Source organism: Glycomyces xiaoerkulensis, assembly GCF_002798405.1.
Classification (GTDB): Bacteria; Actinomycetota; Actinomycetes; order Mycobacteriales; family Micromonosporaceae; genus Glycomyces; species Glycomyces xiaoerkulensis.
This window is the reverse complement of sequence record NZ_PGGV01000027.1, coordinates 164205-185843: the sequence shown is the minus strand read 5'-3', so window position 1 is coordinate 185843 and position 21639 is coordinate 164205. Positions and strand designations below refer to the sequence as shown.

Below are 21639 nucleotides of genomic sequence, written 5' to 3'. Positions count from 1 at the left end.
CAGGTCCAATGGGTCGTCAGCGCCTACGTCCTCGGATTCGGAGGCTTCCTCCTCCTCGGCGGCCGCATGTCCGACCTGCTGGGCAGGCGCCGCGTCTTCCTCGTCGGCGCCGCCTTGTTCGCGGTCGGCACCTTCGCCGGCGGGATCGCCCCGGACGGCCTGATCGTCATCGCCGCCCGCTTCGTCATGGGCGTCGGCGCCGCCTTCAGCGCCCCCGCCGCCCTGGCGATCATCGTCTCGAACTTCCCCGACGGGCCGCACCGCAACCGGGCACTCGGCATCTACACCGGACTCGGCGCCACCGGGTACTCGATGGGCGTCATCCTCGGCGGCCTGCTGACCCAGATCGGCTGGCGCTGGACGTTCCTCGCCCCGGTGCCGCTGGCGCTGACGATCCTCATCGGCGGCCTCCTCGTGGTGCCCCGCGACCGCACCAGGGACCGGGGCGAGGGCGGCTACGACTTCGGCGGCGCGATCACCATCACCGCCGGCATGCTCCTGATCGTGTACTCGATCGTGCAGGCGCCCGAGACCGGCCCGACCGCGCCGACGACGATCGGCGCCTTCGGTCTCGGAGTCCTCTCGCTGGCCCTGTTCGCGGTCATCGAGAAGCGCGTGGCCAACCCCATCCTGCCGCTGCACGTACTCAAGGTGCGCTCGCTGGTAGGGGCCAGCCTCGTGGCCGCCGCGATCCTCGGCACCTACATGAGCTTCCAGTTCATCGGCGGGCTCTACCTCCAGTCCTACCGCGGGTGGGACCCGATCGCCATGGCGTTCGGCTTCCTGCCGATCGGGCTGCTCATCGCCGCCCTGGCCCCCCAGATGGGCAAGATCATCACCCGCTTCGGCGTGTACCGGCCGATGTTCGTCGGATTCGTCGCCTACACCGCCTCCTATGTGCTCTTCCTCGGCATCGGCGACGACACCTCGTACCTGTGGACCGTCCTGCCGAGCCTGCTGCTCATCGGCATCGCCTTCCCGTTCACCTTCCCCGCGGCCAACGTCCTCGCCACCAGCGAGGTCGACGAGAGCGAGCACGGCCTCGCCGCCGGCATCCTCCAGACCGGATACCAGGTCGGGGCGGCACTGGTGCTGGCGCTGACCACGGCCGCGATGGCCGCCGACCACGTCGGCGGAGACGCTCCACCCACCCTGGACGGCTATCGTCAGGGCCTGTACGTCGTCATCGCCATCTCGGTGGTCACCGCCGTCGCCACCCTCGGACCCGCGATGCGGAAGCGCACCTGAGATGCACGGCAGGAACGGGAGCAACATGCTGGCGGGCAAGAAGATCGTCATCACCGGCGCCGGGCACGGTATCGGCCGGGCCGCGGCCCGGCTCGCGGCCGAGCGCGGCGCGCGGCCGGTCCTGCTGGGCCGGGACGCCGACGCCCTCGAGGAGGCGGCCCTCGGGATCGGGGGCGGGGCCGCCGGGCACGCGGCCGACGTCACCGACACCGCGGCCCTCGCCGGGACCTTCGAGGCCATCGGCCCATTCGACCACCTGCTCACCTGCGCGTTCGAGAGCTATCACGCTCCCTTCGCCGAGCTGGACGACGGCCGGGTCCGCGACTTCGTCGAGACCAAGCTCTGGGGGCAGTACAACTGCGTGAGGGCCGGGCTCGGCACCCTGAGCGAGAACGGTTCGGTCGTGCTGGTCTCGGGCTTCCTCAACCGGAAGGGCGAACCCGGCACGGTGCCGTTCGCGATCGCCAACGCCGCGGTCGAGGGCCTGGCCCGGGCGCTCGCCGCGGATCTCGCCCCCGTCCGGGTCAACGCGCTCTCCCCGGGCCAGATCGACACCTACGGCGATCGGATGGATCCGGACGAGCACCGGCGGTACCGCTCGAACGTGGCCGAGAGCCTCCCGGTCTCCCGGCCGGGGGAGCCGGAGGACGCCGCGCACGCGGCACTGTTCCTGATGGAGAACACATTCGTCAACGGCGAGGTGCTCGACGTCGACGGCGGCCGCCGCTGACGCCCGGCACCGGAATGGAACCACAATGACCGATGCCCAGATCCGATCCTCCGCCGGCGTGGCCCCGCTCCTGGAGCGGCTCGCCGGCGCCCTCGGGCCGGAGGCCGTGCGGAGGGCCGACGGCGAGACCGCCGTGCAGGGCCCCAACGCCGGCATGTACGCGCCGCGCCGCACGCACGCCGTGGTCGGACCCGGCAGCGCAGAGCAGGCCGCCGAAGCGGTGCGCCTGGTCGCCGAGTCCGGGACCGGGGTCTCCGTCCACGCCTTCAGCACGGGATTCAACTGGGGGCTCGGCTCCCGGGAGAGCGCCGACCACGACGTGATCGCCCTGGACCTGGCCGGCCTGTCGCGGGTCCGCTCGATCGACTCCGAAGACGGCTGGGCGGTGATCGAGCCGGGCGTCAGCCAGGGCCGGCTGGCGTCCCTGCTGGAGGGTTCGAACCGGATGCTCAACGTCACCTCGGCCTCCGCGCACACCAGCGTGCTCGGCAACGCCCTCGACCGGGGCGTCGGCATGCGCGGCCAGCGCACCGGCGACCTGCTCGGACTCGAGGCCGTCCTGCCCGACGGCGAGGTCGTCCGCACCGGCTGGTGGCCGGGCTCGGGGTTCGGGCCGGTCTACGCCCACGGGCTCGGGCCGTCCCTGACCGGGCTGCTGACCCAGTCGAACCTCGCGGTGGTCACCGCCGCCGCGATCCGCCTCCGGCCGCGGCCGGAGGCGGTGCGGCTGCTGGCGTTCGAGTTCGAGCCGTCCGCGCTGGAAGGCGTGGTGGACCGTCTGCGGCGCTGGGTCGCCCAGGGCATGACCCGTTCGGTCCCCAAGCTGTACGACCGGTTCGCGGCCCGGCCTTACGGCGGAGCCGAAGGGAAGTGCCTGATGCACGTCTGCGTCGACGGCGCGCCGGCCGCCGTGGAGGCGCTCGGCGACGCCGTCCTGGCCGAGGCGATCGAGTCGGGCCTGTTCACGCGGGTCGTCGACGGCCGCGACGACGATCGCGGGGAGCTGTTCGACCTGGTCGAACGCTCCTACATGGGGGATCCGGACGTCGACGACGAGATCTTCGAGCGCAAGATGCGGGTCCCGTACGACCGGATCGACGCCGAGAGCGGGTTCCTGCTGTTCCTGCCGCTGGTGCCGTTCCGGGCGCGGGACGTCGCCGAGGCGGCGCGGCTGCTGCAGAGCATCCGCGACGACTTCGGCCTGGCCTGCGGGGCCACCGCGCACCCCCTGGACGCCGAGGTGATCGACTACGTGGTCAACGTCCGGTTCCCCCGCGACGAGGAGGGCGTGCGGCGGGCCCACCGGGCGCTGGAGGCCCTCTACCGGCGGTTCGGCGCCGCCGGCTACGCGCCCTACCGGCTCGACGTCGACCACGCCGAATGGCGCGAGCGCTTCGCCCCGAGCGAGGCCGCGGTCGACCTGACCCGCCGGATCAAGGGCTTCCTCGACCCGGACGGGGTGTTGGCGCGGGGCCGCTACGCGTGAGGCGTCACGCCGGCCGGCACGCCGCCGGCGTGACGCCGTACCGCTCGCGGAACACGCGGGTGAAGTACGAGCAGTTGTAGAACCCCCAGCGCCGGGCGATCATGGCTATGGTCGCCTCCCGGTTGCGGGGGGACCGCAGCTCGAGGTGGCACCGCGTCAGCCGCTCGTTCCGGAGCCACCGGTTCGGGCTCTCCCCGTGCTCTTTGAACAGCTTCTGGACGTACCGCACCGACACGTTGTGCGCCCGGGCGATCCCCGCGGTCGACAGGTTGGGGTCGCCGAGGCGCTCGCGGGCCCAGTCCTGCATCCGGTGCAGCGTCTCGGCCCGGACCTGGTCCTGGTCGGTCTGGCAGTAGGCGAACATCTCCTGGGTGAGGATGGAGGTCATCTCCACCAGGTGGTAGCCGTATCGAACCGCGGTGCCGGGACGCAGGTCGGCGATGAACTCGGTGAAGGTGGCGATCTGCAGCAGGAGCGCCGTCGCGCCGGTGGAGCGGCCGTCGATGCGCCTGGCGGCCATCGTCTCGATCGCGCAGGGGACGATGTCGAGTTTGGTGTACGGGATCGAGATCCGCACCAGGCGGGCCGGTCCCTTCGTCTCGAGCCGGTAGGCGTTCCGCCGGATCACCGTCCCGAGCTGGTCGGGTCCGACCGAGACGCCGTGGTCGTGCTGGTGGAGCTCGAGACTCCCCGAGACCGGGATCCAGTAGTCGATCAGGGTCGGGTCGTCGGACTTGCCGGGCCGGTGGTCCCGCACGATCCGGAAGGCCGCGTCGAGGACGTCGGCCGAGGCGTCTCCCAGGTCGATGGCGGGCGGCCCCGTCTCCCCGGTTCCGGTGTCGTGGCCGGCGCCGATCGGGGGCCGGACCGACGGGCGGAGATCGAGAACGCTGGCGGTATCGTTTCGGATCATGCGTGGAAACCCCTCTGCGATGAGGAAGGCCGTCGCAACCCGTCCCGGAAGCGGGCGCGACGTCGCGACCAATCCAGTCTCTGTTCGAGAGCTAACCCGGTCACTGTAGCCGGAAGGCGTCCGTCGATGGGAACTTCGGAGCGCCGGCGGGAGCACTCGCATAGCCGCTTTCACAGCAGTAACGCGCCGCCGGTGTCGGCGCAGGTGGACGCCGTTGAGATTCCGCCCACATGAGAATGGGAACGGGACCCGGACCACGCATTCCGAGTCCCGTTCCGTCGTCGGGTCAGGTCCGGCCGGCCCGGTGGTTCCGGACGGCCGCCACCAGTGTCGCCACCATGGTGATCGCCGAGATGGCGATGACGATGTACAGGCCCTGGCGGTAACCGTCCAGGGTGGGCGGGCCGTCCCCGCCGGCGTGATTGGCCGCCATCGCGGCCGTGGTCAGCGCCAGCACGATCGCGGCCCCCACCTGGTAGCCGGTCTGGAGGATGCCGGCGGCCGCGCCGTGCTCGCTCTCGTCGACCCGGCTGACGGCCAGCGCGTTCGCCGGTGGGAACGAGAACGGGAACGCGATGCCGATCAGCACGATGCTCGGCAGGATCGCCGTCAGGTACGGCGAGTCGTCGCCGATGCCGAGGAACAGCACGTAGGAGGCGGTGTAGGCCACGAATCCGGCGAAGATCATCCAGTGGGCGCCGAAGCGGTTCACCAGCTTGCCCATCTGGGGGCCCAGCGTGGCGATCAGGATGCCGATCGGCAGGAAGGCGAACGCCATCTCCAGCGGCGACCAGCCTCTGAAGGACTGGAGGTAGAGCCCGCCGATGAACTGGAAGCTCATGTAGGTGCCGAGGATCGCGGCGGCCACGAGGCTGGCTCCGAGCAGGGTGCCGTTGCGCAGCAGGCGCGGAGGCAGCAGCGGCCGGGAATGGCCGCGCTCGATGATCCAGAACAGGACCAGCAGCGCCGCGCCGGCTCCGGCGGTCGCCAGGGTGCGGGCCGAGTTCCAGCCCGATTCGGGCGCCTCGACGATCGCGTAGACCAGCAGCAGCATCCCGAGCGTGACGGTGACGGCGCCGCCGAAGTCGAATCCGCGCCCGCGGCCGGCTTCCGAGGGCCGGTCGCGCTGCACCAGCAGCAGGCCGCCGATGATGATGACCAGCGCGACCGGGACCGGAGCCAGGAAGGTCCACCGCCAGCTCGCCTGGGTGAGCAGGCCGCCGGCGATGACGCCGGTGGAGTAGCCGAGGGCCCCGCATCCGGTGTAGATGCCCAGTGCCCGGTTGCGGTGCGGCCCCTCCGGGAATGTCGAGACGATGATCGCCAGGGCGGCGGGGGCGCTGAAGGCGGCCCCGATGCCCATGACGAAGCGGGCGGCGATGACGATCAGGCCGTGCGTGGCCAGGCCGCCGGCGAGCGTGCCGACGCCGAACAGGACCGCGCCGATGATGAAGATCCTCCGCCTGCCCAGCAGGTCGGACATGCGGCCGCCGAGGAGGAGGAAGCCTCCGAATCCGAGGACGTAGGCGCTGACGACCCATTGGACCTGGGAGGTGCTCATGCCGAGGTCGGCCTGGATGGGCGGCACGGCGATGCCGACCATGATGTTGTCGAGGGCGTCGAGCGAGAACGCCGCGCACACGACGATGAGCATCGTCCAGATGCGGAAGCCCCACGAGGGCAGGCCGTCGCCGTCGCCGTCGGCTCGGCGCAGGTCCTCGATGTACTCGACCCTGCTGGTGGCTGTCTTGGTAGCCATCGGGAATGCTCCTTACTCGACGATGCCGAGGCTGAACGGGAACTGCGGGGTGCCGCCGAGCAGGTAGGCGCCCGCCGACTGCACGATGTGGTCCTGGACGACGATGTGCTGGCACATGGTGGTGATGTCGCGCAGCCACCGGTCCATGGGATTGGGCTGGTAGATCGCTCCGGTGGCGAGCATGTCGTAGAGCCGGGTGATGATCCGCCGGGCGGCCCGGAACGCGTTCAGCCGCGGCAGCATGGTGGCGATGCGCTCGTCGTCGGTCAGGTCGTCGAGCGTCCTGTCGTCCCCGAGCCGTCCCCAGTGCGCCTCGAGGCTGCCGTACACCGCGTGCCGGGCGGCCTGGAAGTCCATCTCGCATTCGGCGAGGCTGGTCTGGATGCGGTGCTCGTCGGACCAGCGCGCCCCCGTGGCGGGGATGACTCGGTCGCGGGCGATCCGGCGGAAGTGGTCGAGCGCGGCGCGGGCGGCGCCGAGCGGGACCCCGGGCATGTTGCGCACGAAGGCGTCGGGCTGGGACAGCGGGCCGCTGCGGCTGAGGGGCTCGCCGAAGCTGAAGGTGTGCTCGGCGGGGACGAACACGTCGTGGATCTTGTAGTCGCACGATCCGGAGCCGGCCAGGCCGGTGGTGTGCCAGGTGTCGATGACTTCGACCTGGGAGGGCGGGACCATGAGCATCCGCCAGTGGCGCTCGGCGCCGGCCGGGCTGGGCTCGGGCTCGCCGTCGCGGTGGACGAAGGCTCCGGCGGTGACCCAGTCGCAGTGGGTGACGCCGCTGCCGAATTTCCAGTGGCCGGTGAGGCGGTAGCCGCCTTCGACGCGTTCGGCCTTGCCGGCCGGGAAGATGAGTCCCGCCGTGATCTCGTCCTGCCGGGGGAACATCGAGCGTGCGGCGTCCTCGGGCAGGTATCCGGCGTAGATGCCGGAGTCCATGCCGATCATGGCGCACCATCCGACGGAGGTGTCGCCGTACGACAGCGCCTCGATCACCCGGGTCTGCTCGGAGGAGGTCAGTTCGGGCCCGCCCCACGAGGTCGGGAACGCCATGCCGAATACCCCGGTGTCGCGGACGGCCTCGACGACGTCGGTCGGGAGCCGTCGCCCGGCCTCGATGTCGTCGGACCGCTCGCGCAGCCAGGGGGCGAGCCGCTCGGCCCGCCCGATGATCTCTGCGGCGCTGTCGGCCGGTCGGCGCTTGGCGGCGGCGTCGCTGTGGACGGTCTGCATTGCGGGGATTCCTTCCGCTTCTTCTCGTTGGCTCGTCGGGATCGACGGTAGAAGTCGTGGGACCCGGGAAATAGACCGTTCACGCACGAGGTATCGGACTTTCCCGCTGGTGACGAGGTCCGCTCGCGTTCGGGCGGCACACCGCCCCCGGGCGCCGGGCCTCGCCTCATCCCACAAACTAATGGTAGATCAATCTTGATGTCATGTGAAATCTATGCCAGGATCGGATCGTCGGCGGCCGGCGCCGCCGATCCGGACGTCCCGCGGGCCGACCGCCCGCAGACACCGATCCCCGGTGCGGTCACCGACCGCGATCCGCAAACCAGCACATCGATCCAGCCGGGAGCGATCTTGAGACCCGACACGACCACCGAATCCGTCATGAGACCGCAATCCCCGTCCGTAGCGTGGAGCCGCCTGCTGAACGGCCGAGTGCAGGTCTCCGGGCGCGAGCGGATCCACCTCGATGTCATGGGACTCGACCTGGCGGGCGTCGACGGGGCCCTCGTCCACGCCGGACCGCAGACGGTCGACTTCACCCCCTTCAAGATCCCGCCGACCGGCGCGATAGTCGACTTCTGGTACGTCAGGTCGGGCGCGGTCGTGTTCGACCAGGCCGGGCGCAACCAGTTGGCCGCCGGCGACCTGCTGCTCGCCTCCGACCGCTCCGGTCCGATCAGGATGCACCTGCCCGAGCCGTCGCAACTGCTGCACGTGCCCGTCCCCGCCGCACGCATGGGCCTGAGCCCGAGCGAAGCCGCGCACCTGCGCGGACAGACCTGGCGCGGCGGCGACGGCACCGCGACACTGCTGCTGTCGGTCCTGGCCGGCTTCTGCGACTCGGTCGACCAGCTCGGACCCAGCGTCACCGCCGGCCTCGGCTACCACCTGACCGACCTGATCTCCCTGGCCGCGGCCCAGACCGCCGCCGCCGAACGGGAGAGCCGCCAGCGGGTGCGCTCGGACATGCTCCTGCGCATCCAGGCGTTCGCCAAACAGAACCTCCACAACCCCGCACTGAACCCCTCCTGCCTGGCCCGGCAGCACAACATCTCCCTGCGGTACCTGCAGAAGCTCTTCCAGGAGCGCGGACTGCGGGCCGCCAAATGGATCCGCCGGGAGCGCCTGGCGCGCTGCCTGGCCGACCTCCGCGATCCGCGGAAGGCCGACGTCAGCATCGCCATGATCGGACGCCGCTGGGGGTTCACCACCCCCTCCTACTTCACCCGGGTGTTCCGGGAGGAGTACGCCATGACCCCGCGCCAAGCGCGGTCCGCCTACGAAGTCGAAGGAGTCTGATGCGCCCGGTCAGCCACGAAGGCGAGCAGGCGGTGCAGCGACGGGCCGGAGAAGGCGGCCCGGGCTGGGGATCGCCGATGTTCGACGCCGACCTCTCGGGCGGCTTCGCCGGCTTCCTCGGCCGCCAGTCGATGCTGGTGCTCGCCGCCGCCGGCCCCGGCGGCGCCGTCTGGACCACCACGGTGGCCGGCTGGCCCGGCTTCGCCCGCGCCGAAGACGAGCGGACCCTGCTCATCGACGCCCTCCCGGCCGAAGGCGACCCACTCCGCGACCACCTCCGCGACGGCGCCGACCTCGGCATCCTGGCGCTCGAACCGCAGACCCGGCGGCGCATCCGCATCAACGGCACCGTCACCCGAAGCGGATCCGGCCTGGCCGTCCGCACCGAGCAGGTGCTCGGCAACTGCCCCAAATACCTCCAGACCCGGGAGATCGTGCGCCACCTCGACGGCGTCGGACCCGGCACCGCCGTCCGCAGCGACCGGCTCTCGGCCCCGCAGCGCGAATGGATCGAGACCGCCGACACCTTCTTCATCGGCAGCCGCTCCCCCGACCACGGCGCCGACGCCTCGCACCGCGGCGGCGAACCCGGCTTCGTGACCGTCGACGGCCGCACGCTGCGCTGGCCCGACTACCGCGGCAACTCCTTCTACATGACGCTCGGCAACGTCGAGCTGGACCCCGCCGCCGGCCTGCTCTTCCTCGACTGGGACCGGGGCGGGACGCTCCAGATGACCGGCCGCTGCCGCGTCGACTGGGACCGGCGCAGCGCCGCCGGACTCCCCGGCGCCCTGCGAGTGGTCGAGTTCGACGTCGAGCAGGTGGTGGAGATCCCCTCGGCCAGCCCGCTGCGCTGGCGGCTGCTGGCCCACTCCCGCCACAACCCTCCCGTCGGCCGCCCGTGACCGGTGCGGCTACGGCCAAGTCTCCGTGCGCTTTCGTCGCACCGGTCCCGGCTCGGCGGACATACGCTTCCGGCACAAAGGACACCGCGCGGGACGCGCCCCCGCGGACCGCATTCGAGCATCGGGAGAGGCCAATGGCCGGATTCGAATTTCCGGGAAAGTACTACGAGGTCATCAGGAGCAGCTTCCGCGACGTCGACCAGGAGACGGACTACTTCTCGGCCTGTCTGGAGGCGAGCGGGCGCCCCACCGGCGCCCGGATCCTCGACCTCGGCTGCGGAACCGGCACCAACCTGCGGGCGCTGCGCGACCGCGGCCACACCGGCGTGGGCGTCGACTCCAGCGGGGCGTTCATCGAATGGGCCAGGGACGCCGGCGACGACGGCATCGACTACGTCCACGCCTCGATCACCGACTTCGACACCTCCGAGCGGTTCGACCTCGTCGTCTGCGTGTTCGCGACGCTGAACCTGGTGCCGCCGGAGGAACTGGCGCCCCTGCTCCGGAAGATCCGGCGCTGGCTCAACCCCGGCGGCCGGCTCGTCCTGGACGCCGGGCACCTGCTCGGCTTCGTCGACACCTACCAGCCGTTCATGATCGCCCACCACCAGGGCGAGGGCGTCCTGCTGACGCGACTGGTGCGCACGGCCGTGAACGGCCACAGCGCGTGCTGGCGCAACGAGGAGACGATCCTCGCCCGCGACCGGGACGGCGCGGTAACGATGCACGAGAACTTCTTCGACCAGTGGGTGGTGACGGCCCCGGAGATCCGCAGGGCGCTCGGCGACTGCGGATTCCGGGTGCTCGCCGAGCACGGCGGATTCCGCGAGGTGCCGCCGCCGCCCATCGGCAAGGGGCCGCTGGTGCAGGTGGCCGTGCCGGAAGGGAGCGCACCTGGACCGACGTGACCGAGGCGGACGCCGCCCGGACCCCGGAGCGCGCGCCGGCCCGATCGCCGCGGGCGTGACCGGACATCGGCAACCACCCACTTCTCCGAACAGGGACATCGCATGACCGTACGTGTGGCCATCAACGGCTTCGGACGAATCGGCAGGAACTATCTGCGCGCCCTCCTCCGGCGCGGCGAGGACGTGCAGGTCGTCGCCTTCAACGACCTCGGCGACGTCGAGACCTGCGCGCACCTGCTCACCTACGACTCGGTGCTCGGCAGACTGGACGAGGAGGTCCGGCCCACCGACCTCGGCATCCGCGTGGGCGGCCAGGACATCCGGGCGTTCTGTGAGCGCGACCCGTCCCGGCTGCCGTGGGGCGCGCTCGACATCGATCTGGTCGTCGAGAGCACCGGCGTGTTCACCGACGCGAAGAAGGCCGCCGCGCACATCGACGCGGGGGCCGGGAGCGTCCTGATCACGGCACCGGCGAAGCACCAGGACCTCACCCTCGTGATGGGGGTGAACGACGGCATGTACGAGGCCGGCCGCCACCGGATCGTGTCGAACGGCTCGTGCACCACCAACTGCCTCGCCCCGATGGCCAAGGTGCTCAACGACGCACTCGGCATCGAGCAGGGCCTGATGACGACCGTCCACGCCTACACCGCCGACCAGATGCTGCAGGACGGGCCGCACCGGGACCTGCGGCGCGCCCGGGCGGCCGCGGCGAACATCATTCCCACCTCCACCGGCGCGGCGAAGGCGATCGGTCTGGTGCTGCCCGAGCTCAACGGCCGGCTCGACGGCTATGCGGTCCGGGTGCCGGTCCCGACCGGCTCGGCCGCCGACCTGACCGCGACCGTCTCGCGCGAGACGTCGGTCGAGGAGGTCAACGCCGCGCTGCGGGCCGCCGCCGAGGGGCCGCTGAAGGGCTACACCGCCTACAGCGAGGAGCCGCTGGTGTCGTCCGACATCGTGACCGACCCGGCCTCCTGCATCTTCGACGCGGGACTGACCAAGGTGATCGGCCGGCAGGTGAAGATCGTCGGCTGGTACGACAACGAGTGGGGATTCGCCAATCGGCTGGTCGACACCACGCTCCTGATCGGGCGGCGCTGACCGGCCGAGCGAGGCGGGCGCGGGGCGGGCTTCCGCCCCGCGCCCGCCTCAGCGCTGTCGTTTGTGGTGGTAGCGGGAGACCCGGGCGCGGTTGCCGCATTCGGGGGAGCACCATTTGCGGCGGGGGTCGTCCCGGATCAGGAACCGGACGCACTCGGGCGAGGCGCAGGAGTCGATCGACGGCCGCGAGTCCGCGGTGAACAGGTCCACTGCGGAGGCGGCGATCTCGGCCAGCGCGGCCGTGACCGGTTCGGCGTCGCTGCGGCGCTCGCGCCGCGGTCCGCCGTCCCAGCGCAGTTCCGGCCAGTGCGGGGCGCTCGCGGCGGTGCGGTTGAGGCGGTCCCGGTGCTCGGGCTCGGGTTCGCGGTCCTCGGCGACGGCCGCGAAGAGGCCGCGGACGGCGTCGCGGAGATCCCGGGCGTCGCGCAGGTCCGCCTCGCTCACCGATCGCGTCGCCGCTTCGGGGACGGGTGTCTCCAGGTCCGGGGCCGCGCGGGCCAGCCACGCGGCGAACTCGTCGGTGGTGGCGAGCGCGTCGAGGAGTTTGCCGCGCCGGGTGTAGACGGTGTTGGCCAGTGCCAGCGGCGGCGGCGCCTCGTCGTGCCGGGATCCGTCTCGTTCCATGTACTAATTATAAGTCAATACCGTTGCCATGTGAAACGGCCTTCCCGTCGCCGGGCCCCGGCCGCTCCGCGAACGCGGCGGGCCGGGGCCCGGCGGATCAGGCTTCGGCCGTCCGCGCCGGTTCGAGGTCGCCGACCTCGAACCGGCGGCTCAGCATCGTGCGCCGGAGCTTGCCGATACCGGTCTTCGGCACGTCGGTCTTGGCCACCGGCACGACGTAGCGGACCTCGACGTCGTGGGCGTCCAGGACCGCCCGGCGGACCCGCTCGGACAGGGCCTCGAGGTCGGCTTCCGGCCGCGGGTGGCAGAACACGGCCAGCCCCTGGCCCGCGGCGGGCTCGACCGCGGCGGCGACGGTGAACGACGGCTCGACCAGGCCCAGGTCCTCCACGGTGCTCTCGATCTCGTGGCCTTGCCGGGTCCGGCCGCCCACGACGATCTCGTCGTCGGCGCGGCCGATCACGGTCAGGAGCCCGTCTTCTACATAGGCCAGATCGCCGGTCCGGAACCAGCCGTCGGCGGTGAAGGCGCGCCGGTTCGCCTCCTCGTTGTTGTGGTAGCCGTTGAAGACCGCCTCGCCCTGGGCCTGGAGCAGGCCGGTCTCGCATTCGGGCACCACGCGGTCGTGCTCGTCGACGATCCGCAGGCCCACCCCGGGGTGCGGGTACCCGACGGCCATGAACCGCCCCGGAGACTCCTCGGCGGGGCGGAACCGGCGGTCGACCACGCCCGAGGAGGTCTCGGACATGCCCCATCCCGGGTGGACCGCGTCCGCCGGCAGTCCGAACGGCGCCAGCAGGCTGAGGAAGCGGTTCAGCACCGCCGGCTTGACCGCCTCGCCGCCGTTCATGATGTAGTCCAGGGCGCTCAGGTCCCAGCGCTGCCCGCGCAGCCGATCGGCGTTGTCGTTGACCAGGCTGAAGGCGAAGTTCGGGGCCCAGGTGCAGTTGGAGGCGTGGCGGTCCATCTGACCGAGCCAGCGGAGCGGGTCCCGCATCACCCATTCGAACCGGGCGTGGACCTGGGTGCAGCGCAGGTACACATCCCGCATGTGGAACATCACCAGGCCGCCGACGTGGTCGAGCGGCAGCCAGTTGAACGAACGCAGGGAGGCGTCGAGGCGGTCGGTCTCGGCGGTCGCGGCGGTGCGGCTGAGGATGTTGCCGTGGGTGAGCGACACGGCCTTCGGGGTGCCGGTGCTGCCGGAGGTGAGCAGCAGCAGCGCCGGGTCGTCCCAGCCTCCGGGGGAGTGGTCGGTCGCGGCCGGGGCGGTGCGGAGTTCGCCGACCGTTCCGAGTCTCGCCGCGCGCTCGGTCGGCTGCTCGGTCCCGTCCCAGTCGACGATCCAGGTGCGGTCGGTGGTGCGCCAGAGGCCGTCGAGGTCGGCCGCGCTGCGGTCCCGGGCGCTCTCCCCGAGCGGGAGTGCGACCATCCCGCCGAGGAGGCAGGCCCAGACGGTCGCCAGCAGGTTGGGATGGTCGGTGATCCGGACGATCACGTTGTCGCCGGAGCGGGCTCCCCGGGACCGCATGCCGCCGAGGATGCGGGAGGCGTATTCGGCGATGTCGCGGTACGAATGCTCGATGTGGGACCGGTCGTCGATGACGAAGCGGATCCCTCCGGTGTCCGATTCGGCGGCGCGCAGGAGCGCCGCGGCGAGGTCGGGTACTTCGGCGGCGGTCGCCGGGGGCCCGAAGCTCAGTGAACCCGTCGGAGTCGCACTCCCGTTCGAACAAGTCGGCGTTTCGGTGTCTGAATTCATGGCGTTGGCCCATCCTTGACGCGGGTGCTCGGCCGAATCTCGGCCGCCTGCGGCCCGGGCGCGAGCGGCCGCGGAGCGCCGCTCGGTCCGACGGCGAGTCGTTCGCCGGGCCGGTGGGAATGCCATGTTACGGAGATGGGTTCGAATGATTACGCACCGAAGCGCACGCACTGTCGAAATTTCGCGAATTTTGCGCGGATTCGGTTCAGGGGCCCAGGACCCGCTCCAGATACGGATTGGCGAACCGCCGGTCGGGGTCGACCTCGTCCCGGACGGCCAGGAAGGAACCGAACCGCTCGTACAGCCGCGACAGCGAATCGGCCTCCAGACGGTGCATCTTCCCCCAGTGCGGCCGGCCCCCGACCGCGTCGAAGATCTCGGCGGCGGCCCTGAAGTAGTCCCGGTGCGGATGCCGGTGGTACTGATGCACCGCCACATAGGCCGTCCGGCGGCCGTAGGCGGTCGACAGCCAGACCTCGTCGGCGGCGGCGAAGCGGACCTCCACCGGGAACGACACGTTCAGGCCCCGGCGGTCCACCGCCCCCCGCAGCGCGCCCAGCACCTCCGGCAGCGCCTCGCGCGGCACCGCGTACTCCATCTCCCGGAACACCACCCGCCGCGGCGAGGTGAACACCCGGTGCGAGAGGTCGGTGTAGCTCCTGGCGCTCCACACCCGCCCCGCCACCCGGTTGAGCCGCGGCACCGCCGCCGGGAACCGCGCCCCCACCCGGCTGCTCGCCCCGAACAGCGCGTTCTCGGTGAAGTCCTCGTTCCACCAGTAGCTCAGCCGGGAGGGCCGGCGGCGCCGGTCGGCCATCGAGTAGCGGTTGTTGAGCTTGGCGAGCGCGCGCTCGGTGTGCGGGAACCAGTAGAACTCGAAGTGGTCGTTCTCCGACACCAGCTCCTCCAGCCGGTCGAGCACCGCCTCCAGACGCATCGGCCACTCCACCGCCCGGAGCTTGAACGCCGGCACGCACCGCAGCGTCACCTCGGCGATCACCCCCAGCGCCCCGAGCCCGAGCCGCGCCGCCTCGAACAGCTCGCCCCGCTCGGAGCGCGAACACCGCACCACCGAGCCGTCGGCCAGCACCAGCTTGAGCGCCTCCACCTGCCACGACAGGCCCCGGTAGCGGTCGCCGGTGCCGTGCGTGCCGGTCGAGATCGCGCCCGAGACCGTCTGCCGGTCGATGTCGCCGAGGTTCTCCAGTGCCAGCCCGTGCGCCTCCAGCACCCGGTTCAGCCGCCACAGCCCCATCCCGGCCCCGACCGTGACCAGCCCGGCCCCCGGATCGACCTCGACCACCTCGTCCAGGCCGCCCGTGTCCATCAGGACCCCGTCGGCGACGGCGACGCCGCTGAACGAATGGCCCGACCCCACGGCCTTGACCCGCAGCCCGTCCTCGGCCGCGGCCCGCACCGCCGCGGCGGCCTCGTCGGCGCAGACCGGACGGGACGTCCGCACCGGCGCGGCGCTCTCGGTGCCGGCCCAGTTCCGCCAGGGAGCGGTGGTCATGGGGCCTCCGGTTGTGACGTCGGTCTACTTAACGGTAGTTTCATTGAACCTCACCTCCGAACTGAAGGGAACCGGGCATGGGCCACCAGAGCGCTCCGGGCACCGAGGCGCGCGAGGAGCGGTTCGACGAACTCGACCGCGCCACCGCCGGCCTCCAGCCGCCCTTCGCCGTCGTCGACCTCGGCGCCTTCGACACCAACGCGGCCATCCTGCGCCGGAACGCCATCGGCAAACCCGTCCGCCTGGCCTCCAAGTCGCTGCGCTGCCGCGCCCTGATGCGGCGCGCGCTCGCCCAGCCGGGCTTCAGCGGCGTCCTCGCCTACACCCTGCCCGAGGCGCTGTGGCTGGCCGAGGAGTTCGACGACGTCCTCGTGGCCTACCCGACCGCCGACGCCGACGCGCTGCGCCGCCTGGCCGGGGACGACGCGCTGGCGGCCCGGGTGACGATCATGGTCGACTCGGTCGAGCACCTCGACTTCATCGCCCGGCAGGCCGCCCCGAGCCGGTCGCGGCCGCTGCGGCTGTGCCTGGAGGTCGACATGTCGCTCGAACTGCTCGGCGGCCGCGTCCACATCGGTGCCCACCGGTCCCCGGTCCGCACCCCCGACCAGGCGGTCGAGATGGCCCACCGGATCGAGCAGCGGCCCGGGCTCGCCCTGGTGGGCCTCATGGGCTACGAGGCCCAGATCGCCGGCGTCCAGGACGCCTTCCGCGCCAATGGCCTCGCCTACCCGCTGGTGCGGCTGGTGCAGCGCCTGTCGGGGTCCGAACTGGCCGGACGCCGCGCCGAGACGGTCGCCGCCGTCCGCGAGACCGCCGACCTCGAGTTCGTCAACGGCGGCGGCACCGGGTCGGTCGCCTCCACCGCCACCGACCCGTCGGTCACCGAGATCGCCGCCGGATCGGGCCTGTACGCCCCGGGGCTGTTCGACGGCTACCGGTCGATCCGGCCGCTGCCGGCGGCGTTCTTCGCGCTGCCGGTCGTCCGGCGGCCCCGGGGCGGCATGGTCACCGCCCTCGGCGGCGGCTGGATCGCCTCCGGCGCACCGGGGCGCGACCGGCTCCCCCGGATCGCCTTCCCCCGCGGGCTGTCCTACATCGGGACCGAAGGGGCCGGCGAGGTCCAGACCCCGCTGCGCGGCAAGGCCGCCGACGGCCTCGGCCTGGGCTCGCGGGTGTGGATGCGCCACGCCAAAGCCGGCGAGCTGTGCGAGCGGGTCAACACCCTCCACCTGGTCTCGGCCGGGCAGCGCGTCGAGGAGGTCCCCACCTACCGGGGCGACGGGTTCGCCTTCGCCTGACTGCCGCGGCCGCTCCTGCAACGAGCGACGTTCAGTGCATGGACGACCATTCGTCCAGGAATCCGTCTCCGATCACGACGCGGAGGATGACCAAGCCGATAACGATGAGCGCGACGACCGCGATGAGGCACCCGCAGCCCCAGCGTGGTTCCCGGGTTCGGTCCTGATCATCCATAGATGCGGTCCAGGCTACCGTCCACCGCCGGTTCGCGGTGTTCGCAGAATCCCGCCCGGTCCCGTAACGACCGCTCAGTCGTCGTCATCGTCATCGTCGTCATCATCGTCGTTGTCGCAGCGGCCGAACCACTCCGAGATCGGATCGCACTCCCCGTTGCCGTTGCCGCCGCCGTTCTTCTTCTCGCACTTGGGATCGTTCCGGTTCTGCTGGCAGTAGGGACTGTCGGCGTCGATTTTGCCGTCCCCGTTCTCGATGTCGTCGGTGATCGGGCTGCCCACGTGCGGCGGCTGGCCCCACTGGACCGGCTCGTAGCCTTCGGCCTCGATCGCGCCGGACATGAACTGGTACCAGACCGGGTAGCTCAGCGTCGAACCGAAGACCTGGTCGGTTCCGCCCCATTCGTTCAGCAGCGGCGCCGACTCGGCGGTCGCGTTACCCACCCAGGTCGCGATGCTCAGTTGCGGGATCGCACCGACGTACCAGGTGTGGGCGTTGGCGCCCTCGCCGTACTCGTCGGCGGCCTCCCAGGTGCCGGTCTTACCGGTGTAGTCCCGGTTGATCGACTCGCCGGAACCGTCGATGACCGAGCCGACCCACTGCAGGTCGCGGGCGATGCCGGCGTCCAGCGCCTGGTCGGTGCGCAGCTCGCGGATCGGCTCGACCTCGTTGCCGTCGCGGTCGTAGACCGCCTCGACGAAGTGGGTCTCGCTGTACTTGCCGTCGGCGGCGATCGTGGCGTACATCGTGGCCATGTCCAGCACGGTGGTCGGGTACTGGCCGAAGCTCAGGTGGTAGTAGAACGGGCTGTTCGGCACGCTCGTGTCGACCGGGGTGCGGACCGGGGAGCCGTCGTCGTTGTAGCCGTTCTTCGAGGCCCACTGGTCGATGTTGCCGTTCTCGTCGGTCACGTAGGAGCCGTCGTCGTTCTCGATCACGCCGTGCAGCGAGTAGGTGATCGAGCCGTCGTCCTCCTTGTAGAACCGGTAGGTGTCGCCGGATCCGGTGTCCTGCATCGTCCTCAGGCCCATGTCGATCGCGGTCTCCAGGATCGCGGTCGCGCCGTACTTCTCGGCGATCGCGTACATCGGCGTGTTGCGGGAATCCCGCACCGCGTCGGTCAGGGACCGGTCGGTGTTCTCGTTGGCGCCGGCGTTGCTGATCGTCGGGTCCTCGAAATCGGAGAGCGTCTCGAACTCGCGCGGGGAGTCGGAGTTCCACCACGAGTCGATCGAAGCCCCGTTCCTGATGGCCGTGGCGGCGGTGATCATCTTGAACGTCGACGACGGCGGGTGCGGGTTCTCCGGCCCGGCCTTGTCGATGCCCAGGCCGTTCCTGCCGCCGAAGTATCCGAGCACGCGGCCGGTCCCGGGCTCGACGGCGACGACGGAGCTGGTCATGGACGGGTGGTACTCGTACAGCGCGGCGTCCTCGTTGGAATCGGTGAACTCGAAGAAACCGTCGTCGTTCTCGTATTCGGCGGCGGCGGCCCGGCTGCCGACCACGTTGCCCTCGTCGTCGACCCACTCGTCGTCGTCGTTCTTGACCCGCTTGAGGTCGCCCCGGTCGGCGGTCTGCTGGGCCTCCTTCTGGATCTGCGGATCGATCGTGAGGGCCACGGTGTAGCCGCCGGTGCCGCCCTCGGCGCCGTAGAAGTCCTCTTGTGTCAGGCCCCAGCGGCTCTCCAGCTCGTCCCAGACGTAGCCGTCGGTCGGGTTGGTGATGAAGCCCGAGGCCTTGTCGTGCCCCCACGAACCGGGGTTCTCGAGCTGGTCCTCGGTCTTGGGCATGCCCTCTTCGAGCTGCTCCTCGACCTCGGCCTTCTCCTCCCCGTCGAGCTCCTCGAGGCTGAGGAGGGTCTCCATGCCGTGGGTCCAGCGGTCGAGCGGGGCGCTGTCTTCCTCGTCGACCAGTCGCGGGTCGAACGAGCCGTCACCGGCCTTGACCTGCATGCTCAGCATCATCGCCTCGGCCCAGGTGAGCTCCTCGAGCTTCTTGGCGAACCAGACCTCCGCGGCGGCGGCGATGCCGTAGGAGCCGCGGCCGTAGAAGTTGAGATTGAGGTAGTGCAGCAGGATGTCCTGCTTGGAGTACTCCTGCTCCAGCTTCATCGCCATGATGGCCTCGCGGGCCTTGCGGCCGTACGAGATGTCGTCGCGGATATCGGCGACCATGCCCGCGTACTGCTGGCTGATCGTCGAGGCGCCCTGCGTGTCGCCGCCGGTGACGTTGTTCACCAGCGCGCGCAGGGTCCCCTTGTAGTCGACGCCCTCGTGCTCGAAGTAGCTCTTGTCCTCCAGGGCCAGCACCGACCACACCACGGTGCGGGGGAGTTCGTCGTAGGTGTCGACGAGCTTGCGGGTGTACTCCCCGTACCCGGCGATCGCCTTCTCGCCGTCGGAGTAGGTGAAGGTGGTGGACTCGCCGAACTCCAGTTCATCGGGCGCGGGCACGCTCTGGAAGAACGCCGCGCCGACGACGGTGCCGGAGCCGAGGAACATGAGCGCCACCAGGATGAGCGCCGCGTACACGCGTCGGCGGCGCATTGACATGCGCTTCTTCCGGGGCTTGACCTCCTGGGGGCCCTTGGAGCGCACCGCGCCGACCACCGAGGCGCGGCCGATGTTGCCGGCCGGGCCGTGAGCGCCGGGCGCGCCCGAGCCGTGCACCGGCGGCGGGCCGGCCGGAACCTGCTGCTGTCCGGCCGAGGGGCCGGAGGACACGGAAGGCCGCCCCACGGGGGAGTACGGGTCGCGGCGTTCGTAGTCGCTCATGCTCAACCATCCACGTGTTGATGTGCCGGTCCGTGGCTCGTGGGCCATGCCGCGGGCGCACTGGGGGGAGGCGCCGAAGGCGCTCCCGGAGCCTCCCGCGTCGCCGGGCGGCGTCGCGGGGGCGGCTTGGAATGATAGCTGAGCCGCTCCCGACCGGTGATACTTCCTCAGTTTGCCAGGTCGCGTCAACAGGCGCTTCAGCGCTGCGGGCCTCGGCGTTCGCGAACAGGCCCGCTGTTCCTGCGGCCGAAGCTATCAACGCCGCCCGGCCGCGCCGTGGGCGGCCCGGCGGCCGGAGAACAGGCATCCGCCCAGGAAGGTGCCCTCGAGCGAGCGGTATCCGTGCATGCCGCCGCCCCCGAACCCGGCGGCCTCCCCGGCGGCGAACAGGCCCGCGAGCGGCTTCCCGTCCGGGCGCAGCACCCGGCCGTCCAGATCGGTCTGCAGCCCGCCGAGGGTCTTGCGGGTGAGGAGGTTGAGCCGCACGCCGATGAGGGGGCCGGCCTTGGGGTCGAGCAGCCGGTGCGGGGAGGCGACCCGGATGAGCCGGTCGCCGCGGTAATTGCGGGCGCCGCGCATGGCCGTGACCTGGAGGTCCTTGGTGAACCGGTTGTCCATCTCGGCGTCGCGGGCTGCGACCGCCTCGCGGACGTCGTCCGGATCGAGCAGGTCGTCCTCTGTGATGGAATTCATGTTCTCGACGAGCTCGGGAACGGTGTCGGCCACGGCGAAGTCGGCACCGCGCCGCTTGAACGCCTCGACCGGCCCGGGCGCCCCGGGGAGCACCCGCTTCAGAAGCAACCGGACATTCTTCCCGGTCAGGTCGGGGTTCTGCTCCGACCCCGAGAGCGCGAACTCCTTCTCCAGGATCCGCTGCGTGAGCACGAACCAGGTGTGCTCGTGCCCGGTGGTCATGATGTGCTCGAGCGTTCCGAGCGTGTCGAAACCGGGGAACAGCGGCGAAGGCAGCCGCTTCCCGGTCGCGTCCAGCCACAGCGACGACGGCCCCGGCAGGATCCGGATGCCGTGGTGCGGCCAGATCGGATCCCAGTTCTCGATGCCCTCGGTGTAGTGCCACATGCGGTCGCGGTTGATGAAGTTGGCGCCCGCGGACTCGGCCACGCCGAGCATCCTTCCGTCCACATGCGCGGGGACGCCCGAGATGAGCCGCCGCGGCGCGGGCCCGATCCGGCTCGGCCAGTGCTCGCGGACCAGGTCGAAGTTTCCCCCGATCCCTCCGGAGGTGACGACCACCGATTCGGCCGAGAAGGCGAAATCGTCGACGACCTCGCGGCTGGTGGCCGCCCCGCGGGGCGAGGCGTCGTCGGCCAGCACGGCGCCGCTCACGCCCGTGACCGCCCCGCCGGAGACGGTCAACTCGTCGACCCGGTGCCGGAAGGCGAGCCGGACGCGGCCGTCCGCGGCGGCCTCGCGAACCGACCGCTCGAACGGCTCGACGAGCCCGGGGCCGGTGCCCCAGGTGATGTGGAACCGAGGCACGGAGTTCCCGTGCCCCTCAGCGGTGTACCCGCCCCGCTCGGCCCAGCCGACCACTGGGAAGAACCGGACCCCCAGGCCGTGCAGCCAGGCGCGCTTCTCCTCGGCGGCGAACTCCACGTAGGCCTCGGCCCACTTCCGGGGCCACTCGTCCTCGGGCCGGTCGAACCCGGCCGACCCCAGCCAGTCCCGCCGGGCCAGCTCCGGGGAGTCCTTGATGCCCATGCGCCGCTGCTCGGGGGAGTCCACCAGGAACAGGCCGCCGAACGACCAGTGCGCCTGCCCGCCGAGCGACTGCTCGCCCTCCTGGTCGAGCAGGATGACGCGCTTGCCGAGCCGGACCAGCTCGGTGGTGGCGACCAGGCCGGCCAGTCCGGCCCCGACCACGATGACGTCACTGTCCACGGCCCG

The 21639-nt window shown here is 71.3% G+C and carries 17 protein-coding genes; 8 read left to right on the top strand and 9 right to left on the bottom strand.

Annotated elements, in window-relative coordinates:
• The 3 genes from CUT39_RS09535 to CUT39_RS20730 form a co-directional block, all read left to right on the top strand.
• A partial coding sequence (locus CUT39_RS09535; protein ID WP_100445904.1) for an MFS transporter occupies positions 1 to 1248 on the top strand: 1248 nt, incomplete at its 5' end.
• Between the two features lies 1 nt (position 1249).
• Entirely contained in the window at positions 1250 to 1978 is a 729-nt protein-coding gene (locus CUT39_RS09530; protein ID WP_100445902.1) for an SDR family oxidoreductase, read from the top strand.
• Positions 1979 to 2003: 25 nt separating this feature from the next.
• Entirely contained in the window at positions 2004 to 3464 is a 1461-nt protein-coding gene (locus CUT39_RS20730; RefSeq protein WP_198587011.1) for an FAD-binding oxidoreductase, read from the top strand.
• Between the two features lie 4 nt (positions 3465 to 3468).
• Here the strand turns inward: CUT39_RS20730 and CUT39_RS09520 are convergent, their stop codons facing one another.
• The 3 genes from CUT39_RS09520 to CUT39_RS09510 form a co-directional block, all read right to left on the bottom strand.
• The gene (locus tag CUT39_RS09520) at positions 3469 to 4377 is read right to left on the bottom strand and encodes a helix-turn-helix transcriptional regulator (RefSeq protein ID WP_100445900.1); all 909 of its coding nucleotides are present in this window, start codon (positions 4375 to 4377) and stop codon (positions 3469 to 3471) included.
• A gap of 286 nt (positions 4378 to 4663) precedes the next feature.
• A complete protein-coding gene (locus CUT39_RS09515) occupies positions 4664 to 6136 on the bottom strand; it encodes an MFS transporter (RefSeq protein ID WP_100445898.1) in 1473 nt (490 codons plus the stop codon).
• 12 nt (positions 6137 to 6148) lie between these two features.
• Positions 6149 to 7366, bottom strand: a complete 1218-nt coding sequence (locus CUT39_RS09510) for an acyl-CoA dehydrogenase family protein (RefSeq protein WP_100445896.1) — start codon at positions 7364 to 7366, stop codon at positions 6149 to 6151.
• 381 nt (positions 7367 to 7747) lie between these two features.
• Here CUT39_RS09510 and CUT39_RS09505 point away from each other — a divergent pair, with 381 nt between their 5' ends.
• From CUT39_RS09505 to gap, 4 genes are all read left to right on the top strand, one after another.
• On the top strand, positions 7748 to 8665 hold the full coding sequence (locus CUT39_RS09505) for a helix-turn-helix domain-containing protein (RefSeq protein WP_198587010.1): 918 nt from the start codon (positions 7748 to 7750) through the stop codon (positions 8663 to 8665).
• Positions 8665 to 9570 carry a pyridoxamine 5'-phosphate oxidase family protein gene (locus tag CUT39_RS09500; RefSeq protein ID WP_100445892.1) on the top strand — a complete coding sequence of 302 codons (906 nt, stop codon included), beginning with the start codon at positions 8665 to 8667 and terminating at the stop codon, positions 9568 to 9570. The genes CUT39_RS09505 and CUT39_RS09500 overlap by 1 nt, the downstream gene beginning before the upstream one ends.
• Before the next feature lie 134 nt (positions 9571 to 9704).
• On the top strand, positions 9705 to 10478 hold the full coding sequence (locus CUT39_RS09495; RefSeq protein ID WP_100445890.1) for a class I SAM-dependent methyltransferase: 774 nt from the start codon (positions 9705 to 9707) through the stop codon (positions 10476 to 10478).
• Between the two features lie 102 nt (positions 10479 to 10580).
• Positions 10581 to 11582: a type I glyceraldehyde-3-phosphate dehydrogenase gene (gene gap / locus CUT39_RS09490; protein WP_100445888.1), complete on the top strand. Its 1002-nt coding sequence runs from the start codon at positions 10581 to 10583 to the stop codon at positions 11580 to 11582.
• A 48-nt stretch (positions 11583 to 11630) separates the two neighbouring features.
• On the opposite strand, the gene CUT39_RS09485 is transcribed toward gap, so the two are convergent.
• The 3 genes from CUT39_RS09485 to CUT39_RS09475 all read right to left on the bottom strand — a co-directional run bounded on the left by CUT39_RS09485 (position 11631) and on the right by CUT39_RS09475 (position 15481).
• Positions 11631 to 12206: a CGNR zinc finger domain-containing protein gene (locus tag CUT39_RS09485; RefSeq protein WP_100445886.1), complete on the bottom strand. Its 576-nt coding sequence runs from the start codon at positions 12204 to 12206 to the stop codon at positions 11631 to 11633.
• 97 nt (positions 12207 to 12303) lie between these two features.
• The gene (locus tag CUT39_RS09480) at positions 12304 to 13968 is read right to left on the bottom strand and encodes an AMP-binding protein (RefSeq protein WP_198587009.1); all 1665 of its coding nucleotides are present in this window, start codon (positions 13966 to 13968) and stop codon (positions 12304 to 12306) included.
• Positions 13969 to 14173: 205 nt separating this feature from the next.
• A complete protein-coding gene (locus CUT39_RS09475) occupies positions 14174 to 15481 on the bottom strand; it encodes a D-arabinono-1,4-lactone oxidase (protein ID WP_100445882.1) in 1308 nt (435 codons plus the stop codon).
• Between the two features lie 77 nt (positions 15482 to 15558).
• Here CUT39_RS09475 and CUT39_RS09470 point away from each other — a divergent pair, with 77 nt between their 5' ends.
• Positions 15559 to 16782: an amino acid deaminase/aldolase gene (locus tag CUT39_RS09470; RefSeq protein ID WP_100445880.1), complete on the top strand. Its 1224-nt coding sequence runs from the start codon at positions 15559 to 15561 to the stop codon at positions 16780 to 16782.
• Between the two features lie 31 nt (positions 16783 to 16813).
• Here the strand turns inward: CUT39_RS09470 and CUT39_RS20225 are convergent, their stop codons facing one another.
• The 3 genes from CUT39_RS20225 to CUT39_RS09460 form a co-directional block, all read right to left on the bottom strand.
• Positions 16814 to 16957, bottom strand: a complete 144-nt coding sequence (locus tag CUT39_RS20225; protein ID WP_157930575.1) for a hypothetical protein — start codon at positions 16955 to 16957, stop codon at positions 16814 to 16816.
• A gap of 74 nt (positions 16958 to 17031) precedes the next feature.
• The gene (locus CUT39_RS09465) at positions 17032 to 19731 is read right to left on the bottom strand and encodes a transglycosylase domain-containing protein (RefSeq protein WP_198587008.1); all 2700 of its coding nucleotides are present in this window, start codon (positions 19729 to 19731) and stop codon (positions 17032 to 17034) included.
• A 255-nt stretch (positions 19732 to 19986) separates the two neighbouring features.
• Positions 19987 to 21633 (bottom strand): FAD-binding dehydrogenase, encoded by a 1647-nt coding sequence (locus CUT39_RS09460; protein ID WP_100445876.1) that lies wholly within the window; start codon positions 21631 to 21633, stop codon positions 19987 to 19989.
• Between the last annotated feature and the right edge of the window lie 6 nt (positions 21634 to 21639).

What these genes read in the sequence shown, in the direction of transcription:
- CUT39_RS09530 (WP_100445902.1), top strand. Translation starts at nt 1,250, where the DNA reads ATGCACGGCAGGAACGGGAGCAACATGCTGGCGGGCAAGAAGATCGTC.
- CUT39_RS20730 (WP_198587011.1), top strand. Translation starts at nt 2,004, where the DNA reads ATGACCGATGCCCAGATCCGATCCTCCGCCGGCGTGGCCCCGCTCCTG.
- CUT39_RS09520 (WP_100445900.1), bottom strand. Translation starts at nt 4,377, where the DNA reads ATGATCCGAAACGATACCGCCAGCGTTCTCGATCTCCGCCCGTCGGTC.
- CUT39_RS09515 (WP_100445898.1), bottom strand. Translation starts at nt 6,136, where the DNA reads ATGGCTACCAAGACAGCCACCAGCAGGGTCGAGTACATCGAGGACCTG.
- CUT39_RS09510 (WP_100445896.1), bottom strand. Translation starts at nt 7,366, where the DNA reads ATGCAGACCGTCCACAGCGACGCCGCCGCCAAGCGCCGACCGGCCGAC.
- CUT39_RS09505 (WP_198587010.1), top strand. Translation starts at nt 7,748, where the DNA reads ATGAGACCGCAATCCCCGTCCGTAGCGTGGAGCCGCCTGCTGAACGGC.
- CUT39_RS09500 (WP_100445892.1), top strand. Translation starts at nt 8,665, where the DNA reads ATGCGCCCGGTCAGCCACGAAGGCGAGCAGGCGGTGCAGCGACGGGCC.
- CUT39_RS09495 (WP_100445890.1), top strand. Translation starts at nt 9,705, where the DNA reads ATGGCCGGATTCGAATTTCCGGGAAAGTACTACGAGGTCATCAGGAGC.
- gap (WP_100445888.1), top strand. Translation starts at nt 10,581, where the DNA reads ATGACCGTACGTGTGGCCATCAACGGCTTCGGACGAATCGGCAGGAAC.
- CUT39_RS09485 (WP_100445886.1), bottom strand. Translation starts at nt 12,206, where the DNA reads ATGGAACGAGACGGATCCCGGCACGACGAGGCGCCGCCGCCGCTGGCA.
- CUT39_RS09480 (WP_198587009.1), bottom strand. Translation starts at nt 13,968, where the DNA reads ATGAATTCAGACACCGAAACGCCGACTTGTTCGAACGGGAGTGCGACT.
- CUT39_RS09475 (WP_100445882.1), bottom strand. Translation starts at nt 15,481, where the DNA reads ATGACCACCGCTCCCTGGCGGAACTGGGCCGGCACCGAGAGCGCCGCG.
- CUT39_RS09470 (WP_100445880.1), top strand. Translation starts at nt 15,559, where the DNA reads ATGGGCCACCAGAGCGCTCCGGGCACCGAGGCGCGCGAGGAGCGGTTC.
- CUT39_RS20225 (WP_157930575.1), bottom strand. Translation starts at nt 16,957, where the DNA reads ATGGATGATCAGGACCGAACCCGGGAACCACGCTGGGGCTGCGGGTGC.
- CUT39_RS09465 (WP_198587008.1), bottom strand. Translation starts at nt 19,731, where the DNA reads ATGAGCGACTACGAACGCCGCGACCCGTACTCCCCCGTGGGGCGGCCT.